Below are 3443 nucleotides of genomic sequence, written 5' to 3' on the forward strand. Positions count from 1 at the left end.
CTCCGATCTGTATCGTTTCACCCAGCACAGCCATTCGTAACCCCCTCCCGATCATCTATCCTTGATGATCGGAGTATGCCGGGGTCAATCCTCCCTGAATACAACGCCGCTGGCTTACCGCGTACTCCTGCGCAATCTGTGGCGATCTTGAAACACAGCCGTTATTCCTTAAATGGCACCCTTGTAACTGCGCGCAATTCCTACGACTTTGTTAATTACAACCTCTATTTCATCAGCGGAAGCTTTGAGAAAAATTGAACCATTTTCATTTTCGAGTACGACCAACTTAGCTAGTTCCTGAATCAGGAATAACTTGGGCTCGGATTCGTTTCCGCTAACCATTATACGGAATCGTTCATCAGCAAAATCAATCAGAACTTCCACAGACTCCCCTCGCCACTTCAATTGGGCGAACGGAACGTAGTCTTCAGTATTAGCAGATATGTAATCCAAGGTGAATGGACTCAAAGTCCCGGCATCACTCATCTTCGTAAGCAGCGTGTGGTACAGGTAATAACTCCAAAGCTCTACGTGTTCCGAGCTTGTTCGTAGTTTGCTAATCAAGTACACCGCCCCGCCCTCTATCGGGCGGAACATCATCTGGCCACAATAGAGAATCATTCGCTGATCTTCCACGAGCATGCGCATCCACGGCTCCTTCGGTGAGGCAGTGCGAATAACCTCATCAAGCGACGCCTCAACGCCTTCTTCAAGATCAATTTTGTCGAACAAGTCCTTGACGAGGACGCGCTTAGTCTCTTGGGTAACATCCAAGATATGCCCACGTAGCAAGAGCTTCCAGGTCGGTCGACGCTCACCGCTCCCTGATTTATTTTGGAGAAAGCTTCTATTCCGCCCGTGACTTGCCATGTAGTCACCGAGTGAGAGGAGCGCCCGCTCGCACTTGTGGTCAGGAAACGAACGGAGCCCACCTGAATCAAAGATTGCTCTTGCCTTCTTCCAATAGCCAGCGAACCGATCTCGAGCTTTCACATCCTCTGCGTCAGACCAAACGATTGAGTTGTCCAGCAGCCAATGATCAAGAATGCCTGAAAACTTCAATAAAAACTCGATTTGCCCGTTAAAATAGCCGTGTTCTTCTGCTGCAACAATGAGATTTCTCCAATCAATGCCTTTCAGCAATAGAGCAGCCTTGATACGTTCCTCGCGTACCTGTTGGCGATTAAAGGCCGTCACCTCCAAGCCATTTGCAAGGTAGTCAAGAATATCGTCGGCATGGTTCTCTAATTGGCCGATGGACTTAAGGACTTCGACAAAATCAGTAGGGCGTTCAATATCCGAATTTTCGACAAGGTTGCTGACCACACGCAGCCAGTCCTTAAGATTTTCTGGATTCAGAGACGTGCCGAAGGTATGAACATATGCGCAGAATGCGGCAAATTTTGACAGGTCTGGATAAGAGAGGTCTCGACTAGTAGCGCCCTCAAATGCGACCCGACTATCAAACACCGGGGCATCGCTTTGGATCCAGTCAGCAGGATCAATTCCGCTCCAATAATCGAGAACGACTATGAGCGTATCTAACATCTTCTTGTTGAGAAACCCTCCGTCAAAGTATCGGGAGTATGAAACATTCGATTTCAATAATCTCAAGGTGCTAATGCTCTTCGCGGCCCCGTCATCCTCTGGGTCAACGCAAACCAGTGCCAATGCTTGGATCAGTCGCATCACCTCATCGTCATAGAGGTGGGTGCTCTGATTCCGGTGTGCCCAGAACAGGTTCGCCCACTTAGTATCCATGCTATGGCTGAAATATTCCTTGATCGAAACATCTTTTCCGTGCAACTCAATGGTTTCATTGGGCAATAGCTCATCCAAGTGTTGCTCAAGTCTTGCTTTAAATGTCTCGAATGGCGTCAAAGGCTTACCGCGCGCATTCATCTTAATGTAGAGATCGTCTGAAAGCCCGAAGCTCTTAAGTTCTAGTAATTGGAAGGTAATTCGGCGGTGCTGAGGATCAACCAGTCGCTGGTAGTAATGATCCGTTTGCAAAAATATCTTATGAATTTCTTCTAGCATCGTCAGGGAGGACACGATAGTGGGATCACGAGTCCACGACCTAAAAAACCATGACTTGTCCTGAATCAGCGCTTGAAGCGATCTGATCTCAACTGCATACTCAACAGGAAAATTGAGCGCGAGGCTATTAAAGAAATCATGACTGCTCGGGCGCACCTCATAAGAAAATCGAGACCTCTGCGCATCGACAAATCGCTCCTGAAAATCATTGGACTCTCCGTCTTTCCATGCAAGATACCAGTGGAGCAGAAAAAGGGTAGTTAGGCGCTGTTGCCCATCCAACGGGGCAAAACTGATACCACCATTTGCACCATCCCCTCCAAAAGCGCTCCCATAGACAAAGTCCAGGTCGAGGGGTTGAATGGGGTCTCCATCTTCCGCGTCTAAAGCAGTCTTTAGTGCAGTAAGAAAATCCTTCCGAAGTTCCTCTTGCCCAAGACGGCCCTGGGCATAATCGCGCTGGATGATCGGAATCTGGATACGTTGAAAATCCTTAAACAGCTCGCAAAAGGAAGCCTGTTTACCTATGGTCAAACTGGTGTCGGGCATTTCAGTATCCTTTAGTGCGCGAAGAAATTAGCCAGCGTTGTAACCATCGCCCGCCGATAATCATCTTGGTCTCTGGCGCCCCAGAAGAACATGTTTTCGACCTTTTGGCTATAGCATTTTAAAAAGGCGTTTCTCGTACACAGCGGCACGAATGTCCCTTCCTGGTCATACTGCAAAAGGCGTCTCCGCTTGATAGGGAAGACAGCATTCTTGTAGCCACGATTGGTCCCACTATCGAGAAGTGCAAGATTGCCCATGCCATTTTCGGCTTCGGTGCTTTCATATTCTTTGAAATGCCCAAGAATAGCGTCATAGAGGAGATCAAACGACTCTCCTGTGGTGTAGGTTTTAAGTTCGAGCATTTCCTTGACACGTTCTCGCAATCCAGTCTCGCTGCCGGTCTCAGCAAGGTAGTCGCGGACAGTCTCCAACCATGGTCGCTTCTCAATGTTCGCTTTGGGGCGCCCTGAAGCAACCGAACGGATATGTTCAATATCCCACTGCTCATTTTTGAAGTAGTCGAATCGAAAACGAACAATCGACTTATCATTTGAGATGATGCTGGCGATATTAAAAAGAAGCAGGAACGACTTAATCCGAGCCGATGGAGTTTCGTCATATTCGAGACTGCCTAGAACATCACCCAAGCCGGACTCCAACTCCTCATGGTTCTCAACCTTGTCGGCAAGGTCCGGTATTAGCTTTACCAGAATTCTTCGCTTAAGAACTTCCTGAATCCGTGTTCGAAGCCCTTAAAAACATATACAACCGTTTGAATTAATGAGATAATTAGTCATATTCTTTCTTCACCCAAACGAACATGGCACACTTTGAAGTCCGGCAATCCGAGAAAC

The 3443-nt window shown here is 47.8% G+C and carries 2 protein-coding genes; both read right to left on the bottom strand.

Annotated elements, in window-relative coordinates; translation table 11 throughout:
• Window positions 1-168: 168 nt before the first annotated feature.
• Window positions 169-2589, bottom strand: a complete 2421-nt coding sequence (locus IV91_RS0111240) for a DUF262 domain-containing protein (protein ID WP_051862609.1) — start codon at window positions 2587-2589, stop codon at window positions 169-171.
• Between the two features lie 11 nt (window positions 2590-2600).
• Window positions 2601-3236 (bottom strand): hypothetical protein, encoded by a 636-nt coding sequence (locus IV91_RS0111245; protein ID WP_150112467.1) that lies wholly within the window; start codon window positions 3234-3236, stop codon window positions 2601-2603.
• Window positions 3237-3443 lie beyond the last annotated feature (207 nt).

This window comes from Ferrovum myxofaciens (assembly GCF_000735045.1).
Classification (GTDB): Bacteria; Pseudomonadota; Gammaproteobacteria; order Burkholderiales; family Ferrovaceae; genus Ferrovum; species Ferrovum myxofaciens.